The organism is Pseudoalteromonas sp. NFXS39, from assembly GCF_040148775.1.
GTDB lineage: Bacteria > Pseudomonadota > Gammaproteobacteria > Enterobacterales > Alteromonadaceae > Pseudoalteromonas > Pseudoalteromonas apostichopi.
Map to the genome: position 1 here is coordinate 143,711 of NZ_JAGDEC010000002.1, position 26,405 is coordinate 170,115.

25 protein-coding genes are annotated in these 26,405 nt (G+C 38.6%); all 25 read left to right on the top strand.

The window, feature by feature from the left end; all coding sequences use genetic code 11:
* Window positions 1-12 precede the first annotated feature (12 nt).
* Window positions 13-1,365 carry a flagellar hook protein FlgE gene (gene flgE / locus J3455_RS04225; protein ID WP_349561184.1) on the top strand — a complete coding sequence of 451 codons (1,353 nt, stop codon included), beginning with the start codon at window positions 13-15 and terminating at the stop codon, window positions 1,363-1,365.
* A 161-nt stretch (window positions 1,366-1,526) separates the two neighbouring features.
* A complete protein-coding gene (locus tag J3455_RS04230; protein ID WP_054553307.1) occupies window positions 1,527-2,291 on the top strand; it encodes a flagellar basal body rod protein FlgF in 765 nt (254 codons plus the stop codon).
* Between the two features lie 21 nt (window positions 2,292-2,312).
* The gene (gene flgG / locus J3455_RS04235) at window positions 2,313-3,101 is read left to right on the top strand and encodes a flagellar basal-body rod protein FlgG (protein ID WP_130052107.1); all 789 of its coding nucleotides are present in this window, start codon (window positions 2,313-2,315) and stop codon (window positions 3,099-3,101) included.
* A gap of 15 nt (window positions 3,102-3,116) precedes the next feature.
* On the top strand, window positions 3,117-3,800 hold the full coding sequence (gene flgH / locus J3455_RS04240; RefSeq protein ID WP_130052106.1) for a flagellar basal body L-ring protein FlgH: 684 nt from the start codon (window positions 3,117-3,119) through the stop codon (window positions 3,798-3,800).
* Between the two features lie 12 nt (window positions 3,801-3,812).
* Entirely contained in the window at window positions 3,813-4,907 is a 1,095-nt protein-coding gene (locus J3455_RS04245) for a flagellar basal body P-ring protein FlgI (protein WP_130052105.1), read from the top strand.
* Between the two features lie 193 nt (window positions 4,908-5,100).
* Entirely contained in the window at window positions 5,101-6,069 is a 969-nt protein-coding gene (gene flgJ, locus J3455_RS04250; protein WP_349561187.1) for a flagellar assembly peptidoglycan hydrolase FlgJ, read from the top strand.
* 13 nt (window positions 6,070-6,082) lie between these two features.
* Window positions 6,083-8,092 (top strand): flagellar hook-associated protein FlgK, encoded by a 2,010-nt coding sequence (gene flgK / locus J3455_RS04255; protein ID WP_167657915.1) that lies wholly within the window; start codon window positions 6,083-6,085, stop codon window positions 8,090-8,092.
* 2 nt (window positions 8,093-8,094) lie between these two features.
* Window positions 8,095-9,327: a flagellar hook-associated protein FlgL gene (gene flgL / locus J3455_RS04260; RefSeq protein ID WP_349561189.1), complete on the top strand. Its 1,233-nt coding sequence runs from the start codon at window positions 8,095-8,097 to the stop codon at window positions 9,325-9,327.
* Between the two features lie 347 nt (window positions 9,328-9,674).
* Entirely contained in the window at window positions 9,675-10,634 is a 960-nt protein-coding gene (locus tag J3455_RS04265; RefSeq protein ID WP_130052101.1) for a flagellin N-terminal helical domain-containing protein, read from the top strand.
* A gap of 431 nt (window positions 10,635-11,065) precedes the next feature.
* The gene (locus J3455_RS04270) at window positions 11,066-12,028 is read left to right on the top strand and encodes a flagellin N-terminal helical domain-containing protein (protein ID WP_130052100.1); all 963 of its coding nucleotides are present in this window, start codon (window positions 11,066-11,068) and stop codon (window positions 12,026-12,028) included.
* 162 nt (window positions 12,029-12,190) lie between these two features.
* Window positions 12,191-13,150 carry a flagellin N-terminal helical domain-containing protein gene (locus tag J3455_RS04275; protein WP_130052099.1) on the top strand — a complete coding sequence of 320 codons (960 nt, stop codon included), beginning with the start codon at window positions 12,191-12,193 and terminating at the stop codon, window positions 13,148-13,150.
* An 86-nt stretch (window positions 13,151-13,236) separates the two neighbouring features.
* Window positions 13,237-13,659: a flagellar protein FlaG gene (locus tag J3455_RS04280; protein WP_130052098.1), complete on the top strand. Its 423-nt coding sequence runs from the start codon at window positions 13,237-13,239 to the stop codon at window positions 13,657-13,659.
* 25 nt (window positions 13,660-13,684) lie between these two features.
* Entirely contained in the window at window positions 13,685-15,088 is a 1,404-nt protein-coding gene (gene fliD, locus J3455_RS04285) for a flagellar filament capping protein FliD (RefSeq protein WP_130052097.1), read from the top strand.
* A 40-nt stretch (window positions 15,089-15,128) separates the two neighbouring features.
* Window positions 15,129-15,557, top strand: a complete 429-nt coding sequence (fliS, locus tag J3455_RS04290; RefSeq protein ID WP_130052096.1) for a flagellar export chaperone FliS — start codon at window positions 15,129-15,131, stop codon at window positions 15,555-15,557.
* On the top strand, window positions 15,547-15,822 hold the full coding sequence (locus J3455_RS04295) for a hypothetical protein (RefSeq protein WP_130052095.1): 276 nt from the start codon (window positions 15,547-15,549) through the stop codon (window positions 15,820-15,822). Before fliS ends, J3455_RS04295 begins: the two co-directional genes overlap by 11 nt.
* On the top strand, window positions 15,815-17,920 hold the full coding sequence (locus J3455_RS04300) for a motility associated factor glycosyltransferase family protein (RefSeq protein WP_130052094.1): 2,106 nt from the start codon (window positions 15,815-15,817) through the stop codon (window positions 17,918-17,920). Before J3455_RS04295 ends, J3455_RS04300 begins: the two co-directional genes overlap by 8 nt.
* A 16-nt stretch (window positions 17,921-17,936) precedes the next feature.
* Entirely contained in the window at window positions 17,937-18,605 is a 669-nt protein-coding gene (locus tag J3455_RS04305) for a class I SAM-dependent methyltransferase (protein WP_130052093.1), read from the top strand.
* Window positions 18,606-18,670: 65 nt separating this feature from the next.
* Entirely contained in the window at window positions 18,671-19,987 is a 1,317-nt protein-coding gene (locus J3455_RS04310; protein WP_205987935.1) for a DUF4910 domain-containing protein, read from the top strand.
* Between the two features lie 2 nt (window positions 19,988-19,989).
* The gene (locus J3455_RS04315) at window positions 19,990-20,982 is read left to right on the top strand and encodes a GNAT family N-acetyltransferase (RefSeq protein ID WP_130052092.1); all 993 of its coding nucleotides are present in this window, start codon (window positions 19,990-19,992) and stop codon (window positions 20,980-20,982) included.
* 9 nt (window positions 20,983-20,991) lie between these two features.
* Window positions 20,992-22,296 carry an aminotransferase class III-fold pyridoxal phosphate-dependent enzyme gene (locus J3455_RS04320; protein ID WP_349561194.1) on the top strand — a complete coding sequence of 435 codons (1,305 nt, stop codon included), beginning with the start codon at window positions 20,992-20,994 and terminating at the stop codon, window positions 22,294-22,296.
* Between the two features lies 1 nt (window position 22,297).
* Window positions 22,298-22,786, top strand: a complete 489-nt coding sequence (locus J3455_RS04325; RefSeq protein WP_130052090.1) for a GNAT family N-acetyltransferase — start codon at window positions 22,298-22,300, stop codon at window positions 22,784-22,786.
* Window position 22,787: 1 nt separating this feature from the next.
* Window positions 22,788-23,558 (top strand): cytidylyltransferase domain-containing protein, encoded by a 771-nt coding sequence (locus tag J3455_RS04330; RefSeq protein WP_349561196.1) that lies wholly within the window; start codon window positions 22,788-22,790, stop codon window positions 23,556-23,558.
* Window position 23,559: 1 nt separating this feature from the next.
* Complete coding sequence (gene pseI / locus J3455_RS04335) at window positions 23,560-24,597, top strand: pseudaminic acid synthase (RefSeq protein WP_167657927.1); 1,038 nt, start codon at window positions 23,560-23,562, stop codon at window positions 24,595-24,597.
* Window positions 24,594-24,854 (top strand): phosphopantetheine-binding protein, encoded by a 261-nt coding sequence (locus J3455_RS04340; protein WP_062566791.1) that lies wholly within the window; start codon window positions 24,594-24,596, stop codon window positions 24,852-24,854. Before pseI ends, J3455_RS04340 begins: the two co-directional genes overlap by 4 nt.
* On the top strand, window positions 24,841-26,403 hold the full coding sequence (gene pseG, locus J3455_RS04345) for a UDP-2,4-diacetamido-2,4,6-trideoxy-beta-L-altropyranose hydrolase (protein ID WP_349561198.1): 1,563 nt from the start codon (window positions 24,841-24,843) through the stop codon (window positions 26,401-26,403). Before J3455_RS04340 ends, pseG begins: the two co-directional genes overlap by 14 nt.
* Window positions 26,404-26,405 lie beyond the last annotated feature (2 nt).

Below are 26,405 nucleotides of genomic sequence, written 5' to 3' on the forward strand. Positions count from 1 at the left end.
TAGAGGTGAGTTATGAGCTTCAATATTGCATTAACAGGCTTAGCAGCCGCGCAAAAAGATTTAGACGTTACAGCAAATAATATTGCTAACGTCAATACCACGGGCTTTAAGGAGTCTCGTGCAGAGTTCGCTGATGTGTACGCATCATCAGTATTTAGTTCTGGTAAAACAAAAAATGGTGACGGTGTAAGAACAACAATGGTGGCACAGCAATTCCACCAAGGTTCATTATCTTTCACTAATAACTCACTGGACTTAGCAATTACTGGTGAAGGTTACTTTGCCATGGCAAATGACCTAGGTGCACAAGATTTTACATATACTCGTGCTGGTGCGTTCAAACTTAATAAAGACAACTTTATTGTGGATGCTAGCGGAAACTACTTACAAGGTTTCCCTGTTGATGAAGCAACGGGTGATACAACTTCTGTTAGTTTAAGCACATCTTCTGCGCTACAAATTCCTGATGCATCAGGTTCTCCACGCGCTACGACCAATGTTTATTCGTCGTTTAACTTAGATTCGCGTGCATTAACGCCAGCAGTTACACCATTTGACCCAGAGACAAGTGCATCGTACAACAGTTCAACATCAACAACGGTGTATGATTCTTTAGGTGAGCCACACATTTTACAGTTCTTCTTTGTTAAAACTGACGCAGCAGTGACTGGTAATGACAATGAATGGCAAGTGTTTGCAACACTTGATGAAAAGCCGTTTGCTGCTAATGGTACTGAGCAAACTGCGTCGCCATATACACCTATTTCAACTTTTCAGTTTGACTCAAGTGGTTTACCTCAAAGCACTGATGGGACTCCAAATACTGATGCTACGTTTAATCCATTAACAATACCTTCAGCCGGTATATCTGGTTTATTATCTAACGGTGCGAGTTTCCCTGATGATGTAAACATCAATTGGCGCGATGAAGCTGGTACAACGAATAAAATACCGACCCAATATGCAAGTAACTTTGAAGTGAAAGCGCTAGAGCAAGATGGTGCGACTGTAGGTCGTCTATCAGGTATTGATATTGGTACAGATGGTAAAATCGTTGCTTCTTACAGTAATGGTGATACTTCATTCTTGGGCCAAGTGGCAATGGTGCGCTTTTCTAATTCACAAGGTTTACAGCAAGTGGGTAACACGGCATGGAAGAAAAGCTTAACCTCTGGTGAGCCAATTGCCGGTGAACCAGGTTCAGGTACTTTAGGTTCAATTAACTCATCAGCGCTTGAGCAGTCGAATGTTAACTTAACTAGTGAACTTGTTGATTTGATCAGTGCGCAGCGTAACTTCCAGGCAAATTCACGTGCGCTTGAGGTTAACTCAACACTACAACAAAATATCCTACAGATCCGTTAATTTTAGCGGCTCTAAGCTTAATCCGACACGAAGGCTGCTCCCTCTATTGGCAGCCTTTTTTCATTTTACCGACCTCATTTTTCTTTCCTATTTTAGCGTCAATTTTACTTTGGCACTTTTATTGCATTTCTTAGTTATCGTATTTTTAGTGAGTCAATGTTATGGACAAAATGGTCTACATTGCCATGTCGGGTGCAAAGCAAAGCTTGCGAGGTCTTGAACTCAAGGCGAACAATCTTGCTAATGCTAACACCACTGGCTTTAAAGCTGATTTTGCACAAGCTCGCTCTATGCAAGCCTTCGGTGAAGGTCTGCCATCTAGGGTGTTTGCAATGCAAGAACGCCCTGGATCTAATATGGAATCGGGTGGCTTTGTTGAAACTGGCCGCGAGCTTGATATCGCGATGAGTGACCGTGGTTGGTTGAGTGTACAAGATGCATCAGGCAATGAGGCGTACACCAAAACTGGCACATTAAACATTACTCCAGATGGCGCGTTGATCACTAGCCACGGCCGTCAAGTAATTGGCGAAGGTGGTCCAATTATTTTGCCGTTACCTATCGAGAAAGTTGAGTTTAGTGAAGATGGCGCTATTCAGGTTCGCCCACAAGGTGCGCCTGCTAACTTTTTAGAAGTAGTTGATCGGCTGAAAGTGATTGAGGCTGATAACACTCAGCTTGAAAAAGGTAATGACGGGTTATTCCGACCAAAAGAAGATATGTTGGTAAATGATCTATGTGGTTTTTGTGATATTTCGCCGAACGTGAAAGTACTGTCGGGAACGCTTGAGATGTCGAATGTAAACCCAGTGCATGAAATGGTCGACATGATCAGCAATCAACGCCAATTTGAATTACAAGTTAAATTGATGAAAACAGCCGAAGAGCTCGATGAGCGTCAAGATCAGCTGTTACGCATTGTTTAAGATGACTGAGAGGGTAGAGTTATGAATCCTGCATTATGGATCAGTAAAACCGGGCTTGACGCCCAGCAAACCGATATTTCGGTGATCTCAAATAATCTCGCGAATGCCAGCACGGTCGGTTACAAAAAAAGCCGCGCCGTATTTGAAGATTTACTATATCAAAACATTAACCAACCAGGTGGTCGTTCGTCACAAGACACTGAAATGCCATCGGGCTTAATGCTAGGTGCCGGTGCCAAAGTGGTTGCTAACCAAAAGAACTTTTCACAAGGTAACATGCTTACCACAGAAAATTCATTGGATTGGATGATTTCAGGTCCTGGTTTTTTTGAAGTGCAATTACCTGATGGCAATATTGCCTATTCACGTAATGGTCAATTCACGACTGACGAAGATGGTCGAATTGTGACATCGGGAGCGGGTTTTCCCTTGCAGCCTGAAATGAATGTTCCAGATGATGCACAATCAATCACTGTTTCGCAAGACGGTGAAGTGTCAGTTCGTATCGCAGGGCAACCAGACAATGTGGTAATTGGTCAGCTAACTATTAGTGATTTTATTAATCCATCGGGTCTTGAGCCCATGGGGCAAAACTTATACACAGAAACCGCTGTTAGTGGTGCGCCTGTGCAAGGTAACCCAGGTATCGATGGTTTAGGCAGTGTGGTTCAAGGTTCTCTTGAAACGTCTAACGTGAATGTGACAGAAGAGCTCGTTAACTTGATTGAAACACAACGAATTTATGAAATGAATTCAAAAGTGATTTCAGCGGTTGATGAAATGCTTAGTTACATTAATCAGCAGCTTTAATGGGTAGGAGGCAGCATGCGTAATATTATCTTAGTCACATCGGCAGCATTAATGCTGGGTGGTTGTATGACAACGCAAAATCATCATGTGGTTCAGGATGACCCTTACTATGCGCCTATGTACCCGGAGCCTACAACAGAGCCTATGGTACCAACGGGGTCGTTGTTTGATAGTTATTCATCAAATGACTTGTACTCAGATAAAAAGGCTCTACGCGCTGGCGATATCATCACTGTTAAATTGCAAGAGTCTACTCAAGCGACCAAAGCAGCTAAAACCGAAACAGATAAAGAAACGGATGCGAGTTTAGATCCAGTAATTGGTCTGGGAGGTAATCCAGTTAACATTGGTGGTGATAGTATTCAATTTGGTATTGGCTCGGGGGCATCGTTTAAAGGTGACTCAAAGTCTAATCAATCAAACAGCTTATTTGGTGATATTTCTGTAAACGTGATGCGTGTTTTACCCAATGGAAACTTAGTTATTCGCGGTGAAAAATGGCTTACGTTGAACACTGGCGAAGAGTTTATTCGCCTTGAAGGCTTAGTTCGTCCAGAAGATGTTTCAGCTAGTAATACAGTAACATCAAACCGAATTGCCAATGCGCGAATTCAATATTCAGGTAAAGGGCAAATTCAAGAAACACAAAGCGCAGGTTGGCTGTCTCGTTTCTTTAGTAGTTCGCTTTTCCCATTTTAGAGGAACAAAGTCATGAATGGGTTTAAATACATCATCGCTCTTTGCTTAATTAGCCTGCAGTTTTCTGCACAGGCTGAGCGAGTCAAAGATGTATCTATGGTTGAAGGTGTTCGTGCAAACCAATTAGTCGGTTATGGTTTGGTTGTAGGTTTGCCAGGCACAGGTGAACAAAGCAGATTTACTCAACAGAGCTTTAAAGCCATGTTAAATGGCTTTGGTATTACTTTACCAGATAGCTTAAAACCTAAAATTAAAAATGTTGCAGCCGTTGCTGTTCATGCAGAGCTACCAGCATTCAGAAAACCAGGGCAAACCATAGATATTACGGTTTCGTCTATCGGGAGTGCAGGTAGTTTACGCGGTGGTACCTTATTACAAACCTTTTTAAAAGGGGTTGATGGTAATACGTATGCGATTGCACAAGGCAGCTTAGTTGTTGGTGGTCTAGGTGCTGAAGGAGCTGATGGTAGCCGGGTCATTATTAACACGCCAACGGTAGGTCGTATTCCAAACGGTGCCATTGTAGAGCGTGCTATTAAGAGCCCGTTTATGCAAGGTGACTACATTACCTTTAATTTAAACCGCCCTGATTTCACAACGGCAAAACGCTTAGAGCAAACAATTAATGATTTAGTTGGCCCTGATAGCGCGCAGGCAATCGATGCAGCCTCAGTTCGTGTATTGGCACCGCGTGATGCATCTCAACGTGTTGCGTATTTGTCTACTCTTGAAAACTTAGAGTTTAAGCCGGCAGACACCGCTGCAAAAATTATTGTTAACTCGCGCACTGGTACAATTGTGATTGGTAAAAATGTGAAGCTGCAGCCTGCGGCTATTACGCACGGTGGTTTGACGGTCACTATTGCTGAGCAGCAAAATGTGTCACAACCAAATGCATTAAGTGAAGGTGAAACCGCCGTCACAAATCAAAGCATTATTGATGTTAATGAAGATGACTCACGTGCTTTTGTATTTAACCCTGGTGTTAATCTTGATGATCTCGTTCGAGCCATCAATGAGGTTGGGGCCGCACCGGGTGATTTAATGGCGATTCTAGAAGCTTTAAAAGAAGCGGGGGCGATAAACGGGCAACTGGTTATCATTTAAATTAAAGCGCGCTTTCGAGCGCGTTTTTGTTTCTAGTAGTTATTAAATCATTTAGCTCACAGATATCAGTCAAATCTTTGTTCTGAAGTCACTCCATTCCTATATCAGTTATTAGCTATTCATTTATATAGTTTTTTGTTGGCGCAATTTTTGCATTTTATTTTTCATTATTAACTATTGTGTCAAAAAGCTGATGGATACTAATCATCTCGACAAGCAAAACTTTTTTGATTTAGGTAACTTAGACTCATTACGTCAAAGTGCTTTGAAAAGTGATGCCTCTAGCGATGCGTCAAAAGAGGCGCTGAAAAAAGCGGCGGCACAATTCGAATCTATCTTCACTCAAATGCTTCTTAAAAGTATGCGTAAAGCAAATGAAGCGTTTGAAGATAAAGACAGCCCATTTAATTCAAGCGGCGTTAAGTTTTTTGAAGAGATGCATGATCAACAAATGTCGGTTGAGCTTTCATCTAATGGCTCGCTCGGCCTAGCTGACTTGATAGTGCAGCAGCTTTCGCCTGACGGTAAGAAGTTTACTCCTGGTTCTGTGCTTAGAACTACTGCTGACTTTGATAGTGATAAACGGGCAAGCGGTGTGGTTGATAGCAAAACTGATGTTAAGGCTGAACCGCAAGCTGTCGCAGATACGACAGCAAACGAGCAAACAGAAAACCGCTTTGAAGATGTGGAGTCTTTTATTAGCTCTGTTTGGGAGCACGCAAAAAATGCTGCAAAGAGGATTGGTTTAAATCCTGCTGTGATGGTTGCTCAAGCAGCCCTTGAAACAGGTTGGGGTAAACACATTATCAGTAAAGCTGATGGCACAAGTAGTAACAACTTATTCAATATTAAATCGGATACGAGCTGGCAAGGTGATAAAGCGAGCAAAGTCACGCTTGAGTTTGAACAAGGCGTGCCAGTTAAAAAGCAAGCAAGTTTCCGTTCTTATCAATCGATTAAAGACAGTGTTAACGACTTTGTGGATTTCTTAAATGAAAACCCACGTTATCAAGAAGCACTCAATAATACTGCAGAGCCTGCAGCCTTTTTAGATTCGTTACAAAAAGCAGGTTATGCAACTGATCCAAATTATGCCGATAAAATTAAGCAGGTATTGAAGCGTGTTGAGCTTCAAAGTGTCGCTGCTTCATTGGTACGTTAAGGAGTAGACCCTGATGTCATTTAGCTTATATGACATAGCAAATGCCGGTGTAAGAGCTAATTCTGAGCTTTTACAAACCACCAGTAAAAACATAGCCAACGTTAATACCGAGGGCTATGTGCGTGAGCGTACAGAGTTCACAACCATGATCGACAACCAAGTGGGTCGTGGTGAAACGTATCGCTTACTGAATGAATTTGCGCAGAAGCAATTAAATAGAGATACCTCTAATAAAACATTCTTTGATCAATTTGTGACTGAAGCAAGCCGTGTAGATAGCTTGTTTTCTGAAGAGTCAAACAGCTTATCAACGAGTGTCAATTCGTTTTTTAACAATGTACAAGAAAGCTTAAATCAACCGTCATCAACAGTAGCTCGTTCACTGGTCATGACTGATGCACAAAACTTAATTGATCAAATGGACAGATTATCGAGCATTGTGGTTGACCAAAAAGCAGTGGTAAATGAGCAGCTAGAGATTTTTTCTGAAGAAGCAAATAACCTGATCCAAAATATCAGTGATTTGAATACTAAGATTGCGTCGGTTCATGGTACTGATCGTGAGTCAGTATCAAGTGGTTTATACAATGAACGCGATAAAGCGATTCGTGACTTATCTGAGCTGATTGATATTGAAACCCTAGATGGTAATAACGGCGAAAAGCAAGTGTATTTAGGCTCAGGCCAAGCTCTTGTCATGCAAAGTGGTACATTTAACTTGTTTTCATTCAGTGGCGATCCTGATCCGAACTTTAAAGAGCTGAAACTTGATGTAAACGGTGGCAAAGCTGTGCCGCTTGAAGTTGATGTGAGTAAGTTGAAAGGCAAAATAGGCGGATTATTGGCATTTCGTGACGACATTTTAGTGCCAGCGCAAAACCAGCTAGGTCAAATGGGGTTAGCGTTAGCTGATGCCTTTAACCAACAAAATAGCTTAGGTATGGACGCTAATGGTGAAATTGGTGGTGATATTTTTGCTATTCCAACCGTTGATGCGTTCGGTTATCAAGCCAACACGGGCACATCAACAATGACGGCAACTCTTGAGCCAGGTAAAGGCAGCGAATTGCCAGCAAGTGATTTTATCGTTACTTATACCAGTGCTACGACTGTTGAGATTCAGGCAATCGATAATAAAGGCGAACCAATTGGCACCGCGTCAACAGCGAATGTGACAGCAGGTGTGATTGATTCATCAACCATCACTGGCGGCGAAGCGTTTGGTTTACAGCTCAATGTATCGGGTGCTGCCAATACCGGTGACCAATTTATGGTTAAGTTGAACTCTCAGGCTTCTACGAGCCTAGAGCTTGCGACGGAACGCCCTGAAGACTTAGCATTAGCATCACCTATTCGAACTGCGAACGATATTAATAACACCAGTGACGCAAGTATTTCTGCTGGTACAGTCTCAGATATTGATAACTCAACGGGTATTACCGTAGGCCCACCACCTAGTTTGGCGAATGGCGATATCACGTTAGTGAAAACGGCGAATGCTAACGAATATCAAATCACAGATGGCAACGGCACATCAACGTTTACTATTACACCACCTGCTGAGAATATTCTTGCTCAAGCGGGAGCACCTTATGATGCTTATGGCTTCGATTTTAATATCGAAGGCTCTCCAGCTACAGGAGACACTTTCACACTTGAGTTTAACACTGGTGGTTTTGATGATAACCGTAATGGTTTGCTATTGGCTGATTTACAAAATGGTGAACTAGTTCGTCAAAATGTTGAAGCAAGTAGTACTGCTGATAATCATAAAACCTTTAATCAAGCATATTCTGGAATTGTTACTGATATTGGTGTTGTGACTAGTCAAGCTCAAACCAATGGCGCAGCCTTTACAGCATTGGCTGATCAGTCGGAAGCCTGGTATGAATCGCTATCAGGTGTAAACCTTGATGAAGAGGCGGCAAACTTACTGCGTTTTCAACAATCGTATGCGGCATCTGCACAGGTACTTTCAACAGCACGTACTATTTTTGACACCTTATTAAGTGCGGCGAGGTAATTATGCGTATTTCAAATAACATGATGTATAAGAATAACCTTAATTCTATTCTTAACTCACAGCAAAACGTTAATAAAGCACAAGAGCAGGTTAATACCCAAAAGCGTGTATTGACTGCTGCTGACGATCCTTCAGCAACGGCTCGCGCTTTACTTTATAACGATCGCATTCAGGGTAATGAACAGTTCACAAAAAATATCACTATGTTGAATAGCCGCCTGACGACAGAAGAAAGTGTGCTGCAAAATATTAAAGGTGCACTTGAGTCTGCTTATACTTTATCTATTCAAGCAGGTAATGGTGCCTATAGTGATATCGACCGTGAAGGTATTGCTGAAGAAGTTAAGGCACTACAAAGCACCGTTCTTGATTTAATGAATGCAAAAACCGAAGACGGTAAGTTTATCTTTTCGGGCTATCAAGATAATACCCCTTCTTATAGTTACAATAGTACGTCTGGTCGCTATGAATATGGCGGCGATCAGGGGCAACACAAAATCAAAGTGGCTGAAGGTGTAGAAATCAAATCGAGTGACAATGGTTTTGATACATTCGAAAAAGTAAATGCGCGCCTAAATGTGGCCTCAAACGACGGCACTGTGTCTGGCGGTATCACAAGCTCGAAAATTTATGTGACTGAGCAAGCTGATTTCGATAAATTCCATCAAGCTAATTACAACCCTGATCCTGCCGCCGCTGCAAATGCTAATACACTAAGCTTTATTACTACAACAGGGACACCTAATACTTATGTGGTACAGCAAGCGGGTGTAACAATTGACAGTGGTAGTTTTGAAGATGGTAAAATCGTTTATAAAGGCATGGAGGTTAGTATTGAGCCTGTTGCAAATGGGCAAGTTGATGTTGATCTTGAAGCGCCACAAAAAGAGAATGCGTTAAATACTTTGGATGACCTGATAGCAGGACTAACCAATCCTAATTTAACTCAGGAAGAGTTTGATCAAGTTTTAGCGGATGCCATTGTACAACTCGATAATGCCAAAAATCAGGTTTCACTTGTACAGGCCGGTTTGGGTGGTCGCTTAAATACAGCCAAGAAAATTGAACAATCAAACGGTGACTTAGATACTAGCAACAGAGCTGCAAAAGCCGAGCTTGTTGAGCTTGATATGGCTGAAGCGATTACTGAACTTACCAAACAGGAAACATCACTGCAAGCTGCACAAGCAACATTTGGCCGTTTGGCTAACCTTTCCTTATTTGATTATTTATAATTTTTGTAGGTTAAGCTTAGTTAATAAGCTTAACCTACAAAACCTACCTTAAGCTTCCTACTTTAAAAGTGCTTTTAGCTCACTCTTTATTGTATTCTTACTCTCATTAACACATCGTGATAGCGGCTTTCAAGGTAACCAGGAGCCATGTTTAGTTAAAAAGATAAAGTATTTCTTTTTTAAATACAGTGCATTAAATAAAAATTTAAAAATTGTTTAAAAATTCACTAAAGGATTTTTTGAGCGGACCGATAACTTAATTAACCAAGCAGAGTAACAAACAACAGTTACCGCTTAATTAGAGTAAGTTTAAGAGTAAATGATAAGTTTACTTCGGGAGAAATATCATGGCACTTTATGTAAATACAAATGTTAGTTCATTAAACGCACAAAGACAATTAATGAATTCTGGTAACTCACTTGATACTTCATTCAAGCGTTTATCATCTGGTCTTCGTATCAACAGCGCAGCTGACGATGCGGCTGGTCTACAAATTTCTGACCGTTTAACATCACAAATCAACGGTCTTAACCAAGGTAACCGTAACGCGAACGACGGTATCTCGCTAGCGCAGACTGCTGAGGGTGCACTAGACGAAGTAACCTCAATGTTCCAACGTATGCGTACATTAGCTCAACAAGCGGCAAATGGTTCTAACACAGATGAAGATCGTTTAGCACTTCAAGAAGAAATGCGTTCATTATCTGCAGAAGTTAACCGTGTTTCAGAAGATACTACTTTCGGTGGTCAAAATTTACTCGACGGTAGCTATAAAGCAAGTTTTCAAGTTGGTGCTGACGCAGTACAAACGATTGGGTTTAGCATGAAAGATGTAGGTGGAACTGCAAACACAATTTCAGCTGAAGGTGGTTTTACATTATCAGGTATTGCAAGTATTGCGTCAGCAATCTCTAATGAGTCACTTAGTGCAGCAGCAGATGGTGTAAGTGCGATAAGTGAAGCTGCTAACGCATATACCTTTGCAGGAACATTCATTGCTACAGCTATTAGTGTTTCATCGCAAGCGAATGCTCAAGCTGTATTAGCTGGTATGGATTCAATGATTGCGGTAGTTGATAAAAAGCGTGCAGAATTAGGTGCGGTACAAAATCGTTTTCAATCTACAATTCGTAATCAATCGAATATCTCTGAAAACTTAAGTGCTGCACAATCTCGAATTAAAGATACCGATTTTGCGCAAGAAACAGCGAACTTAACTAAGATGCAAATCTTACAACAAGCAAGCCAAACAATCTTGAGTCAAGCTAACCAACGTCCTCAAGCTGCATTAAGCTTACTAGGTTAATAGTTGGGAATTTGAGTTAAAGTGAAGTCAAAACTTTGACTTAAAGAAAAGCGCCTTTGTCTAATGGGGTATTAACAAAGGCGCTAAGATAGGATTATAAAGCGGAGGCGCTCAAAATCCTGACAGTAGTGTTCTAACATTTGTAAGAACATAAAATACAAAGCACAAATTATGCCATAATTCGTGCACTAGAACCCACTCTTAAACTTATCTCTCTTAAGGCTCCTATAAATGGAGCCTTTTTTCATTACTTTTTTATCTCAATTAATAGTTGGCCTATTAATTGCTCTATTTACTTCAAGTTAATTAACTAATCAGCAAAGTGGCAGTTTTTTGCCCTAGGCGACTTAGAATTGCCGCTGTAAGGGTCACTTTGTCAAGTTCACTTTTAAAAAGTGGCTTTACTTTGACAGATAAGAAGAGAGTATATTATGGCTTTATATGTAAATACTAACGTTAGTGCACTAAACGCACAAAGACAACTAGATAGAACCGGTGGTGATTTAGATACCTCGTTTAAGCGTCTTTCATCAGGTCTACGTATTAACAGTGCGGCTGATGATGCTGCTGGTTTACAAATTTCTGACCGCCTACAATCACAAATTCTTGGTTTAAATCAGGGTAACCGAAATGCCAATGATGGTATTTCACTTGCGCAAACTGCAGAGGGGGCGATGGATGAAATTACATCGACTTTCCAACGAATTAGAACTCTATCACAACAGGCTGCAAATGGCTCAAATACAGATGAAGATCGTTTAGCTATCCAAGAAGAAATTAGGCAATTATCTGAAGAAGTAAACCGGATTGCCCAGGATACTACTTTTGGGGGTCAGAATTTATTAGATGGTAGCTATTCAGCAAGCTTTCAAGTGGGAGCTGATGCAGTTCAAGCGATTGGCTTCAGCATGCAAGATGTAGGAGGGACAGTAAATAGCCTTTCTGCAGAGGGGGGGTTTACATTATCTGGAATTGCAAGTATAGCCTCAGCAATTGCTAATGAATCTTTAAGTGCAGCTGCTGATGGTGTCAGTGCAATAAGTGAGAGCGCTAATGCTTATACTTTTTCAGGTACTTTTATTGCGAGTGCAATCAGTGTTTCATCACAAGCAAATGCTCAAGCTGTGTTGGCAGGGATGGATTCATTAATTGCAGTAGTAGATAAAAAACGTGCTGAGCTGGGAGCTGTGCAAAACCGTTTCCAATCAACAATTCGTAACCAAGCCAATATTTCAGAAAATTTATCAGCTGCAAAATCACGAATTAAAGATGCCGACTTTGCTTTAGAAACAGCTCAATTGACTAAAAATCAAATTTTACAACAAGCAAGCCAAACAATTTTAGGTCAAGCAAATCAACGACCTCAAGCGGCTCTAAGCTTGTTACAAGGCTAAAATTTAAAAATTAGTTAAAAAATTTACAAATAAAGCTAAAGCTTTCGTTTTATCAGACGATAACTGATTTAGAGAACTATCAATCTAGGACTCTATGTCGGTTAAATAGCAGGGTAGGGGTATCCCGCTGTTTAGCTATAAAATGATAAAGCGGAGGCTAATATGGCTTTATATGTAAACACAAATGTGAGCTCTTTGAACGCACAACGCCAGTTAATGAATTCTGGAAATGCACTAGATACATCTTTTAAGCGTTTGTCATCAGGCATGCGTATTAATAGTGCAAGTGATGATGCTGCAGGTATGCAAATCGCCAACCGATTAACAAGCCAAGTTAATGGTTTAACGCAAGGTAATCGAAATGCGAACGATGGTATTTCACTTGCGCAGACAGCTGAAGGTGCACTTGATGAAGTAACATCAATGTTCCAACGTATTCGTACTCTTGCACAACAAGCATCGAACGGTTCAAATACAGATGAAGATCGCTTAGCACTTCAAGAAGAAATTCGCTCTTTGTCTTCAGAAGTAAATCGCGTTTCAGAAGATACTACCTTTGGTGGGCAAAATTTACTTGACGGTTCTTATAATGCAAGTTTCCAGGTTGGTGCTGACGCAGTACAAACGATTGGGTTTAGCATGAAAGATGTAGGTGGAACTGCAAACACAATTTCAGCTGAAGGTGGTTTTACATTATCAGGTATTGCAAGTATTGCGTCAGCAATCTCTAACGAGTCACTTAGTGCAGCAGCAGATGGTGTAAGTGCAATAAGTGAAGCTGCTAACGCATATACCTTTGCAGGAACATTCATTGCTACAGCTATTAGTGTTTCGTCGCAAGCGAATGCTCAAGCTGTATTAGCTGGTATGGATTCAATGATTGCCGTAGTTGATAAAAAACGTGCAGAACTTGGTGCAGTACAAAACCGTTTCCAATCAACAATTCGTAACCAATCTAATATTTCTGAAAACTTGAGTGCAGCGAAATCTCGTATTAAAGATACAGACTTTGCCCAGGAAACTGCGAACTTGACTAAGATGCAAATCTTACAACAAGCTAGCCAATCAATCTTAAGTCAAGCAAATCAACGCCCTCAAGTAGCACTTTCACTACTAGGCTAATATTTGTTTTATAAGTCACTTCAGGCTCAGGAAATTTGCTTCGAAGTGGCTTATACTTACCGAGTAAGATATTAAGAGGTGTTACTATGATAGATCTTAATTCAACGCAAAGGTCTAATGAAAACCTTAATACTGGTGGAAATTCTGCAAATTTAAAAGCTGAAATTGATGATATTAAAGCAAATAAAGGAACAGAAATTGCTAGTAGAGAGCCCGTGGATATTGAACAAGTTTCAAAAAACAATGAGCGAAAAGATAAAAAAGATCTAATTGCCGAAGTAAAACAAAACCTTGAAAAACTCAATAGCTATATCCCAGTTACATCAACAAATCTAATTTTTGAATTTGATGAAAAGGGAGAGCCACCCATTATCAAAGTTCTTGATAAAGAAAATGACGAAGTAATTCGAGAAATTCCAACAGAAGAATTTCGTGAAGTGGCTAAAGCTTTAGAAGAGTTTGCCGATAAATTAAGCAATAAAGGTTTGTTGTTCGATAGAACAGCATAGCAATTAGTCTTTTAGGAGTATTACTATGGCATTAATTACATCTGCTGGGGTTGGTTCTGGACTTGATCTGGAAAGTATCATCAGTGCGACATTGTCAGCTGAGAATACCCCTAAACTACAAGCGCTCGCTGAAAAAGAAGAGTCTTTACAGGTAGAGCTTTCTTCTCTAGGCGAAGTGAAATCTGCAATGTCTAAGCTGCAAGATACAATAGAAAAATTGGCGGATATTGATAACTTTAATAAGCGTATTGCGAACATTAAGCAACCGACCAGTGATGACGGCGATCTGATATCAGTAACACCAACATCTGATATTTCACCTGGGGACTTCAATATTGAAGTGGTTGAACTCGCTCAAGGTAGTCGAGCTACCTCAAATGCAGGTCTATTTACTTCAACTGATGATGTTGTCACCGCTTCTGGTGGAACTTTATCTTTTGCTGCTGGAGATAAGAGTTTCGACTTAACACTCGATGCGGGTGCAACGCTTGCTGATTTACGTGATGCAATTAACGATTCAAACGATAACTTTGGCGTTACTGCGAATATCATTAACACGGGAACAGAATCAAAGTTAGTCCTCACATCAAATGTCTCAGGGGCAGGTAATGATTTAGTTATTACTAACGATACAGCTGAACTTGATAATGTTTCAACACTTGCTAACGATGGTGTGACTGCTGGTGGTATTGCAATTGCAGCCGGTGATGAAGCTAAAAGTGCAGAAATTAAAGTCGACGGTATTTCGATTGTCAGTGATACTAATACCTTTAAAGATGCTGTACAAGACATGACAATTGTTGCAAAGCGACAAAGTGTTGACGGTGAAACTGCAAAGTTATCTGTAGACGTAGACACTGAAAGTGTTACGACTTTAGTCGATGAGTTTATTGCGAACTATAATAATCTAATTGGTCAAATTGGTTTACAAACGCGGGTAGGTAAACCACTAAATGCAGATTCAACAATCCGTTCATTCGATTCTCAATTAATAAATGCACTTTCAACACCTATTACGGATGCTGGTCCATTTTCAAGTATCTTTGATATCGGTTTAGGTGTTGATAAAGATGGTTACTTGGAAAAGTCTAGCCTAGTCCGTAGCTTAAATGAAGCTATGGATGAGAATTATGACGATGTTGGCAAGGCTTTTGCAGGTGAAAATGGGATAGCAAAACAGTTAGAGTCTCTTTTTGACAATTACTTAGACTCTAAAGGAATCATGAACCAACGAGAAACTAACTTAAATTCTCAACTTGATGACCTAGAAGATGATGTTATTAATCACGAATATAGAATGGAAGAGTTAGAAGCAAGGCTTCGCCAGCAATATGCTGGCTTAGATGTGTTGTTAGCGCAAATGCAATCAACTCAAACGTACCTAAGTGCTCAATTATCGAGTCTCCCTGGCTTTACTAAGTCGTCTTAATGGTAATCGTTGGTTTTTTGTTTGAATTGAAAGGTGAAATATGTACAACGCGAAAGTTAAAAATTATCAAAAAGAGGCCCTCAAAACACGAGTTGCTGGTGCAGACCGTTATGAGATTATTCAAATGTTGATGGCCGGCGCTATTGAAAAGATGGTACTAGCTAAAGTTGCTATAGAAAAAAAACATTATGAAGCTAAAAGTGAGCATTTATCTAAAGCATCAGCTATTTTAGAAGCATTAAGAGGTTGTTTGGATTTTGAAGTGGGCGGTGAAGTAACCGAAAATCTATACTCACTTTATTCTTATATGATTGATAGGTTGTTAGATGCGAGCATAAAAAATGATGTTGATATAGTAGTTGAGGTTTCTAATCTCCTTAAAGAAATAAAGTCAGCATGGGATGCTATTCCGCATGATGTTCGTGAAAAAACACTTTTGGATAATGGTGTAGACGCAAATGTTGGCTAAATTTGATAAGCTTTTTCATGAGTTTGAAACACTTATAGACACGAAAAACTTTGAGAGGCTATTAAATGTAGATAAACAAATCGAAATATTGTTTAAAGAATCAGTTGAAAGTGGGTGTTTTAAAAATTCAGAAGAATTACGGATTATATTAGATAAACATCAAGATCTAACTAATCAGGTATCAGCGTTAAAAAAATCAACGTTTGAGCAGTTAGCACAGTACCAAAAAAATCAAAAAAACTTGAAGAAATACCAAAATGTCTGACTCATATAGAACAATGAATTTTAAAAATTTTGATGATATTCAAAAAAAGTTAAAAAACCTCGAAGAAAAAGAAGAAAAAGAATCAATATTTGTCAATAAAGCTAATGATCTATTTAAAAAAAATATATCTTCATTACAAAAATATTTCCCTGATATTGCAACTAAATTTGCTTCTCATCAGCCTTCTGATAGGTTCAACTTATTTCTGAATGAAAATGGTTCTGCAAATATAGTTGACTACGCAACAAAGGTGCCTATCTATAATAGTGAACCTCTCAACCAGGTCGTAGAGCAGGTTCAAAAATCAATCGAATCGCCTATTTTAACAAGCATAAACTATTCATCTCTGGTGCATTTAGAAAATGATGCTGATTTTGTACATGTTGACTTAATGAAATCGATTGGTGAATCTTATTTAGCATCTTTAAAAAACCTTAAGCTTGGAACTGATCTAAGTAATAAGATTCCTAGTGTAGTTATTTTTGGTGTCGGCTTAGGATACCATTTATCTTTATTATTTGAAAAAGTAAATGCTGAGTTTATAAATATATTTGAACCAGAGGAGGACTACTTTTTTGCAAGTTTGTTTACTTTTGACTGGGCATCATATCTAGGTAAAGTTGATGCATGTGGCGCTACTTTGTATTTAAGCATAGGTTTATCAGATGATGAAACTTATCAAGCTCTATTGAATAGAACAAAAAACCTTGGTCCTTTTACTATTGCAAATTCATTTTACTTTCAGCATTATCCTTCATTTAAAATTAATTCGTTAATTGATAAATTAAAAAAAGAGTTTCATCGTATCTTTATGGGGTGGGGCTTTATTGATGATCAACTTATGGGTTTAGCTCATACAATTGGTAATGATCAAAAAAAGATACCACATTTTTGTGCAGATAAAGTTACTAGCCAACCTTATAAAAATATGCCTATTTTCATTATAGCAAATGGGCCATCCCTCGATAATGACATAGAAGTAATCAAGCAGTTAAAAGATCAAGTTTTAATCTTTTCATGCAATTCAGCTACTACTGCGTTATTAAATAACGGAATTAAACCCGACTTTCATATTGCCTTAGAACGTACAAGAGAAACATTTGATTTTTTAAACTTTTATCTGGATGAAGAAATTAGGAAAAATATTAACTTACTTACATTGAATGTGATGCACCCGGAAGTTGCAGACTTATTTAAATGGTCTGGAGTTGCTTTAAAAGGGCGTGAGGCTGGAACTTGTCTATATCAAGTATCGCAAATTTTATCTCATCTTGAACCAAGTCCAACATTAGCTTTTTGTAATCCTCTTGTGGGCAATCTTGGGTTAAGTTACGCTTTATCCTTAGGTTTTAAAGACTTATATTTGTTTGGTATGGATAATGGCTACATTACTCCTGAAAATCACCATTCAAAATTTAGTATGTATTATAATAATGAAGGTGAGGCTATTCATAACCCCATTACAATGGGCAATGAATTTGAAGTGCAAGGGAATTTTCGAAATGTGGTATTGACAGACCATTTCCTTTATACAGGAAAAAAGCAAATCGAAAACTTATTGCAATCATATGAGGGCAAGGATATATCTTGCTATAATTGCAGTGATGGAGCAAAGCTAGAGGGAAGTACAGCTTTAGAATCAGATAATATAATTATTAATCATGATTATAAAAAAGAAGATGTAATAGATTATATTTGTAATGAGTTGTTTTCACCATCAGTTACAAGTTTAGAACTTGATAAAAACTTATTTTTTGAAGAGTTCTCTAAGCTATGTATTGAAATGGCTGATATTTTGAAACCTAATCCTAGCTCAGTTACTGAAGCAATTGAGCAAGTTATATATCAATTTAGATACTTAACCTGCCTAACAGAAAGTCAATATTCCCATCATTATTTATTGTTAGAGGGAGAAGTGCTCTATGTAAACTCTGTCATTGTGAACTTATTATTTTCATACAGCGAAAATGATAATATTTTAGAGTGTTATGAGAAAATTAGAGTTATTTGGTGTGATTTTTTAAGAGAAGCCCCTAATTTATATATAGATAAATGGAATAAGTATAGCGAGCATGTTTTCGATACATCAAACTTGTAATATAAATGGAGAGAATATGAGTTCTATTTTACATTGGGATAATCTTTACAGAGAAAATAAGCACTTGTCTATCTGGCCTTGGAGCAATCTCGTTAGCCTGTGCTTGCGCTTTAGTCCACTAAGCTTAGCTGATGATGAATTTAGTGTCCTTGAAGTCGGTTGTGGCGCCGGCGCTAATATCCCTTTCTTTTTAAGCTACACCAACAACTATTATGGTATTGATGGTAGTGAACATATCATCTCGAAATTAAAAGATACGTTCGCACCTGTAAAAAAGAACTTTGTAGTTGGTGATTTCACTGAAGCTCTGCCATTCAAAAATCAGTTTGATTTAGTGGTTGATCGTGCAGCTTCGACTCATAATAATACGCAAAGTATTAGAAATTATTTATCTTTGGCTCATAGTAAGCTAAAAACGGGTGGATTACTTATTATTTTAGACTGGTTTAGTACTCAACATTCAGGTTTTAACGAGGGCAAAGCTTGTTCAGTTGATTATGTTCGAAGTGATTATTTTACTGGACCGTTTGCTAATGTAGGTGTCGTACACTTTTTTGATAAGCCGCTGATTACGGAGTTGACCAAAGATTTTGAATTACTACATTTGGAACATACTCAGGTGGAAATAGAAGGCAATGATTCAGTCTCAGCTAGTTGGAGTCTTGTTCTTAAAAAAAATTCATGAATTAATTTCGCTATTAATAAGTGATACGCGTCTTATTACTAGATGAGCTAATTATATTGGTGCATATGATAAATTTAGAAAGTAAAAATGAATTGGGTTTGAAAATGCATCAATGGGCACACACGTTGTTTCCTATTTGTAGAAGCATTCTAGGCCCAGGTGTTAGAGAAACATTGAGTTTTTTACAGCATCAAATACCTGATTTGGAAGTTCGGAGGGTTAAAACGGGTACTCAGGTATTTGATTGGACAATACCGAAAGAGTGGCATGTTAAAGAAGCTTACATTGCAGATCTGGATGGAAATAAAGTTATTGATTTTGTTAATAGCAATTTACATTTAGTTGGGTATTCAACGGCTGTCAATTTAACAATTTCTCGGGATAACTTATTACCTCATCTTTATTCACTACCAAACTTACCTAATGCAATTCCCTATGTTACATCTTATTACAAGGAAAGGTGGGGTTTTTGTGTTTCTGAACAGCAAATGAAAGAATTTGTTAAAAATGAGTATAAAGTTGTAATTGATTCTGAGTTTATCGACGGTGAGTTAAATTATGGAGAGCTTTTAATTAAAGGTGAGAGTGATAAAGAAGTATTGATATCTACTTATATATGCCACCCATCAATGGCAAATAATGAGTTGTCAGGACCTGTAGTAACTACTGCTTTAGCACAGCTAATTAATGATCTAAAAAATCGTTATTACAGTTACCGAGTTGTTTTCGTACCGGAGACTATAGGCTCAATCAGTTTCATACATGCCAATATAAAAAAATTAAAAGAGAATGTTGTAGCTGGTTTCGTACTCACATGCATTGGTGATGAACGTGCTTATTCGTATTTATCTTCAAGGAGTGAAAATACTTTATCTGACAGAGTCGCAAAGCATGTACTTTTTCATCATACACAGGACAATTATAAGTCTTACTCTTTTCTTGATAGAGGAAGTGATGAGAGGCAATATTGTGCACCTGGTGTCGATTTACCTATTTGCTCAATCATGAGAACTAAGTACGGTGAGTATCCTGAATACCATACATCTTTAGATGATCTTAATTTAGTTACTCCTGATGGATTGGCTGGAGGGTTAGAAGTCGCTTATAAATCGATATTACTTTTAGAGCATAATAAATATTATAAGGTATCTGCCTACTGTGAACCTCAACTTGGTAAAAGGGGGCTATATCCTACTTTAAGTAAAATGGATGAAGATTATGCTGATGTACGGACATTACTTAATTTTATCGCTTACTGTGATGGAAAAAGAGATTTAATATCTATTGCTGAGAAAATAGGTGTGGATGCATTGAGTTTAATCCCTACTATACAAAGGTTATTAAATGAAGGGTTATTGTTAATGGGTAATAAAGAATTTTAAAAATGGCATCTTTAGATAAATATCAGCTTGAAAAAGTTCAGTTAGGATATGAATGGGATGAGTTTGTTGAATCATCCAAGTTTGGCTCTCCGTTTTCCTTAAGTTACTTCCTTAATGCTCTATCAAGACCAATTCATTGCTATTTTTGTAAAAAAGGTAGTGAAATTGTTGCGGGAGTTGTTTTAATTCTGTCTGATGATGAGAGAGAAGTTACGGGGCACGGACTAGCTGTTTATGATGGAATCATCTACAAAGATTTCCCTCAATTAAATAATGCTCAAACAAATTCAGAGCAGTTTAAAGCTCAGCAGTTCATTGGTGAATCTCTAATAAAACTATACAAACGATTACGTTTTACTTTGAATCCGATGATTCAAGATATAAGAGCTCTATCTTGGATAAACTACCATTCTGAGTTGGCAAAATTTACATCTCAAGTTAATTTTTCATCACAAGTTGAATTAAATGAGTTCAGAAACAAACATGATTTTAGTGATTACAAATTGTATAAAGAAGCATCTGTATCAAGGCGGCAAGAAATTCGTTATGGGTTTAAAAAGGGTGTAAGCATTGAGCTTAGCAAAGATTACAATGCGTTTATTGCATTTTATAAACTAACGATGGAACGCCAGTCAATAGAAATTAATAAAAGTGATGAAAATGTAATATTGGCTCTGTTATTGGCGTTAGATGCTCATGGAATAATAAAAATGTTCAAAGCAGTTGATAAGGCAGGGAAAGTAGGTAGTTATGCTGTTTATCTAATAGGGTTCAATAAAATTGCATATTATTTGTTTGGTGCAAATGATCCGAAGATGAGAGATGCTCACACAGGGACTGCTGTAATATGGCAGGCTTTAACCTATCTAGCTGATTATGGAATGGAGCGACTTGATCTTGAGGGGATTAATAGCCCTATGAGAGGATGGTTTAAATTAAGCTTTGGGGGAAGTGTTGTTCCTTATTTCAGACTTAACTATGACAGTGAAGGTTAGAATTTTAAAATGAGTAAATCACATCTAACAATTTGTAAGGCTAAAAGTATCATCCCTGGCTTAACTCAATTGCTTTCTAAGCGACCAGATATGTTTAGCACCAACATTTGGCCTGGGTATTTTGCTAAATCAAAAGGATGCCAAGTTTGGGATCTTGATGGTAATGAGTACCTAGATATGTCTATTTCTGGTATCGGCGCAAATATTCTTGGTTACGCGGTAGATGAAGTTGATGATGCGGTAATTAACTCTATTCGCAATGGGGTTAGTTCTAGCTTAAATTGCCCTGAGGATGTTGAGCTTGCTGAGAAGTTATTAGAATTACACCCTTGGTCTGAAGAAGTTAGATATGCCCGTTGTGGCGGTGAAGCAATGACTGTCGCAGTGCGTATTGCACGAGCAGCAACAGGTAAAGATAAAATTGCTTTTAGTGGTTATCATGGATGGCATGATTGGTACTTATCAGCCAATGTTACAAGTAATAGTAATCTTAACGACCATTTAATTCCTGGCCTTTCACCTAAAGGTGTTCCAAAAGCGCTAGCAGGAACAGCACTCCCTTTTCCTTTTAATGATATCGAAGCGCTAGAGCAGTTAGTTGCTGAAAATGGTGAAGAGCTTGCAGCTATCGTGATGGAGCCAATGAGAAATTTTGCCCCATCTGAAGAATACTGGCAGCAAGTTGAGGCCATTGCAGCACGATTAAATATCCCATTAATTATTGATGAAATATCTATGGGCTTTAGGATCAACTGTGGCGGATCGCATTTGAAGCTGGGTATTAATCCTGATATCGCTGTTTTTTCTAAGGCAATGGCTAATGGCTATGCTATGGCTGCCGTCATAGGCAAGTCTAAATGGATGGATGCAGCACAAACTAGTTTTATATCTAGCACTATGTGGACTGAACGAGTAGGGCCTACAGCTGCATTAGCAACGATCAACTATTACGAGCAACACCAAGTCCATGAGCATCTAGCCGTAATCGGTGCAAAAATTAAGGATGGCTGGCTAAGTTTAGCGCAAAAGCATGGCCTTGAAATTCATGTTTCTGGTATTGATGCTCTTTGCCACTTTAGTTTAAAGAATGAAAACTTTTTGACGCTTAAATCTTACTTTATTGAGAAAATGTTAGAGCAAGGTGTATTAGCAACTAATATGTTTTACTGCATGTATGCGCATAAAGAGCACCACGTTGAGACTTATTTAAAAGCGGTTGATAATGCGTTTTCGGCCATAGCCGATGCGATTGAAAACCCAGAGTTACTGGCACATGTTATTCCATCAACCTCGGGCTTTAAAAGGCTGAATTAAGATGAACTTACTGACTTCAAATAGGTTTAAACTAAGATACCTAGAAGCGGCTGATGCATCTGCTAAGTATTTAAACTGGTTGAATTCAGGTGTTAGCGAATTCATCCTAAATAAACCAGAGTCTAACAGTGGCCTTGTTGCATATATTGAAGAGCAGCTTGCAGATAAAGATGTGTATTTTTATGGCATTTTTACTCTTGATAGTGATGAGCATATTGGAAATATTAAGTTTATCATCAAAGGAAAAAGCCGCGATTGTGTTGAAATGGGTATTCTGATTGGTGAAAAAGCGTGGCATGGCAAAGGGGTTGCAAAGGAAGTAATTGAATGTTTTGCAAGCCATGCAAAGCAGCAATTAGGTATTACTAAAATGCAGCTTGGTGTTGACTCAGCAAATACTGCTGCCGTTTCGGCTTATTATAAAATAGGTTTTAAAGTTGTAGATGATGGTCGAAATGATGGCGGTCTAACAATGTTATGGGAGTTTTAAGTTGTTGAATACTTTTACTGAACAGCTTGTTTCAAAGCTTCTGAACAACGATTTTTATATTGTAATTCAAGCTAGAATGACGTCATCTCGTTTACCTCAAAAGGTAATGCTACCTCTTGGAACAAAGCCAGTATTAGAAGTGATGCTTGAAAGATTGGCTCCTTTTAAAGAGAAGATCATTATCGCGACAACAGATGATGGCACTCAGCGACCGATCACTGAATTGTGTGAACGACTGGGTGTGAAATACGTTGAAGGTGACACTAACAATGTATTAAGTCGCTATTACCTAGCTGCACAGTCTGTAAAGGCAAACTCAGATACTGTGATTGTTCGTTGTACCAGTGATTGTCCTCTTATTGATTTAACTGAAACCGCACGTGTTATAGACCACTTCTATAGTGTGCGCAGTGAGTATGATTATATTTCGGCTGGCCCTCACTGTGGTTTTCCTAATGGTTTTGATACAGAAGTGTTTACATTTGAGGCGCTTAAATCAGCCTTTAAATGCGCAACAGAAGATTTTGAAAAAGAGCATATGACGCAATATATTTGCAGAAATATGAAAGTGGCTGACTATAAGAACATCGATGATTTAAGTCATTGGCGTTTAACTTTAGATGAGCCAGCTGACTATGAGTTAATTAAAGCTATTTATAGCTTATTCGATTACCGTACTGATTTCACATTTGATGAATTAAAACAAATGCTAAGCTCTCATCCTGATATACTTAAGATCAATGAGCACGTAGAACAAGTTCAAGTTGGGTAAAATGTTTAAGAAAGAATTTAAAATAGCTGATACATGGGTAGGGCACGATCACCCTTGTTATATCATCGCTGAAATGTCAGCTAACCATGGTCAATGTTTAAATAAAGCTAAAGAGTTAGTTCATGCCGCTCATGAAGCCGGTGCTGATGCGATTAAGCTACAAACTTATACCGCAGATACTTTAACCATGGATTGTAAACTTCCGCACTTTGAAGCGACGGGACCATGGCAAGGTCAGTACTTACATGATTTATACAAGACAGCCTATATGCCTTGGGATTTTCATGCGGAACTGTTTGAACTATCAGCAAAACTTGGACTTACTTGTTTTTCATCACCATTCGATAAATCGGCAGTAGATTTATTAGCACAATTAGATGCTCCAGCCTATAAAATTGCTTCACCGGAATTAATTGACCACCAATTAATTCGTGATGTAGCGGCTACCGGTAAACCCGTTATTATGTCTACAGGTGGTGCGACGTTAGTTGAAATTGCTGAGGCGGTAAAAGTCGCTGAAGATGCGGGTGTTACTGAACTTGCATTGATGAAGTGTACAAGCACTTATCCCGCTCCTGCAGAGACTATTAATTTGCGAACTATCCCTCATATGCAACAGGCTTTTGAATGTCCGGTGGGTTTATCTGATCATACACTGGGAAATGATGTGCCACTGGCTTCAGTTGCCGTCGGTGCATGCATGATAGAAAAGCACTTTGTATTAGATAAAACAGATAATACTGCAGATAGCTTTTTTTCAATGACGCCATCGGAGCTTCAGGCCCTTGTCCATGGAGTGAGACAAATTGAAAAAGCATTGGGTAAAGTTGATTATCCATCCGTTGCTTCAAAAGCACGTCGCTGTGTTTACATTATCAAAGATATTAAAGCTGGAGATCAGCTGAGCTCTGAGCATTTAAGACAAATGCGTCCTGGGGGCGGCGAAATTATGCCAAAAGAGCTTCCAAACCTTATTGGACGAACAGTTAATAAAGAATTACGTTGTGGCACTCAATTGTCTTGGAGTGATCTAAAATGAGCGATATGAAACAAGACTTAATCCATTCGGTTCAGCAATTTTTATTAGAACGCGGCGTATTTGTTGAAGATGCTGACATTGCTGAATATGACTTTGTAGCTGCAGGGGCGTTAGACTCATTTGAAATACTGAGCCTTATAATGAGCTTAGAAACCGAATATGGTATTGCTGTTCCTCCAGAGTTAATGGTCGACAGTGAAAACGCAAAAGTAGGAAATTTAGCGACTGCGTTAGTGAAGTTAAATGATAGCAATTAGAGTCGATACACTATGTGGCTTGGGCCACTTTATGCGTTGCAAATGGCTCGCGTTAGAGTTGCAATGTTTAGGTGAAGAGGTTGTTTTATTAGTCGATACACAATTGTCGGATCATTTAACTAAAGAACTTGGAAATATACATTTATTACCCTATGCAAAAACACAGATAGAAGATGCTGCTAACTGTGTTCAGCTTTTCAACGAGCAACAACTCATCATTGATAAATTACTTGTTGATAGCTATCGGTTTGATATTGAATGGGAATCAGAGATGGCTAAATATGTGCCATCGATTATTGCGGTCGATGATCTTGAAAGAGAGCATCTAGCAGAGCTGGTTATCGATAGTAAATGGAATGCTGAAAAGACTTCGTCTCGTTATCAAAGTACAGCACTTGAATCACAACACTTTTTACTTGGTCCTGATTTTTCGATGCTGTCTAGGGCTTATCGAAACTGCGTGCAAACAGAGCGCTCAAATAAAGAGCTTATGTTTTCTCTCGGCGGTGGTGGCGATTGGAAACAGCTTACTGAAATCATACGATTAATTCTTGAAACAGCGCCAGAGTATAAAGTTAATCTAATTATAGGCCCTAATGCTACATCCGTTACTCAGCTACATGAGTTAGCTTTAGGTCACTCACAATTAAATTTAATTGCAGCACCTAGTTGTTTAGCAAACTACTATAAAAGCTGTACCTTGTTTGTTGGCGCTTTAGGCACGTCCTTGTATGAGCTGGCTGCGACTAAAACCTCTGCGTTAACGTTCTCAATCGCAAAGAATCAAGAAAATCAACAAGCTGCATTAGATGATTTGGGGCATTATTTCCATATCGCAAACTTAATTGACTATCCGCCAGAACAGGTTTTAAAGCTAATTTTAGCAATGCTACAAAATATAGAACGTATCCACCTAATGCGTGAAAACGTTGCGGTAAAAATTGATGGCGAAGGTGCAAGTCGTGTTGCTAAGTTAATTACTTCAGAACTCGCTTCTAGCCAGATTACTCAAGCCAATAACAATCTAATTGCAAGCCAGTATCAGCATTTAACCGACACAATCACGTTAAGGCGAGTGGTTGATCAGGACATAAACCGCTATTTGACAGCGAGAAACTTACCGAACAATGCTTGGCGAATGACGATCACAAAAGATATCGATCAACTTGATCATTATTGCTGGTGGTTTGCTAATCGACGCGACTCTTATGTTATGGAAGTGAAAGGCAAGCCGTTACTTTACGTTTGGCATCAATTGTATGAAATAGAACAGCAAAATTATTTAATAGGTGGCTGGTTTGCAGCAAGTGACGATGTTAATTTTGCCCATGCTCAACTAGTATTAGATTGGCAACTAAAAGAGACTGAGCAAACATACCCAGATGCAATGTGGGTAGCCGTTATTAATAAAGAAAATAAGTTTGTAAATTTGCTTAATCAGCGAGCAGGATTTAAATCTATTGCAGGGGATGCGAAAAAAATGGCAGTGACCCAACATTTATTTCCAAATGCTTCGATTGATGATTTTAATTTTGTAGGAAAAGGGTGAGT